Source organism: Larkinella sp. C7 (genome assembly GCF_006149005.1).
In the GTDB taxonomy this organism is placed as follows: domain Bacteria; phylum Bacteroidota; class Bacteroidia; order Cytophagales; family Spirosomataceae; genus Larkinella.
This window is the reverse complement of the sequence record NZ_VBSL01000111.1, coordinates 1-529: the sequence shown is the minus strand read 5'-3', so window position 1 is coordinate 529 and position 529 is coordinate 1. Positions and strand designations below refer to the sequence as shown.

General features: G+C 46.3%; 1 pseudogene. It reads right to left on the bottom strand.

Features of this window, described 5'->3' with window-relative positions:
• Positions 1-12: 12 nt before the first annotated feature.
• Positions 13-529: pseudogene (locus tag FH871_RS34615) on the bottom strand (IS30 family transposase); the annotation flags it as partial.

Sequence of the window (529 nt, the reverse complement as noted above, 5' to 3'; positions counted from 1 at the left end):
CTTGGGTGACTAACGACGGATGAGCCTATTGTGATTCTCATTGGTGCCCCGCTCCCAAGAATAAGGGTGGGCGTAATAGATGTGCTCAGGGTCAAAAACATCCGATAAGCGACTAAACTCTGTCCCGTTATCAGCTGTGATGGAGTTAATCTGGTACTCTTGTAGAATTGCTCTCAAAGCCTGATTGACTGAACTTGCCGACTTGTCGGGTATGAGACGGATGATTTGATAGCGACTCTTTCGGTCGGTTAAGGTCAGTAAACACTCGTTTTTAGCCCGTGTCTGAATGACTGTATCAATTTCAAAATCACCTAGATTCTCACGCCTATTCATGCTTTCAGGACGTTCCTCAATGGATTTTCCAGCGGGCTTGAAGTTTGGGCTAGCTTGCTTCCTTTTAGCCTTCTCTTTACGAGGATAAAGCCTGTCAGCCTTAGTCAACCCCAAGTGTCCGTGGTGAAGCCAGTAGTAGATGGTTGAGATGGGAACAGGGATACCTTTTGCCTTAACCATCATTTCCGGAGAGTAT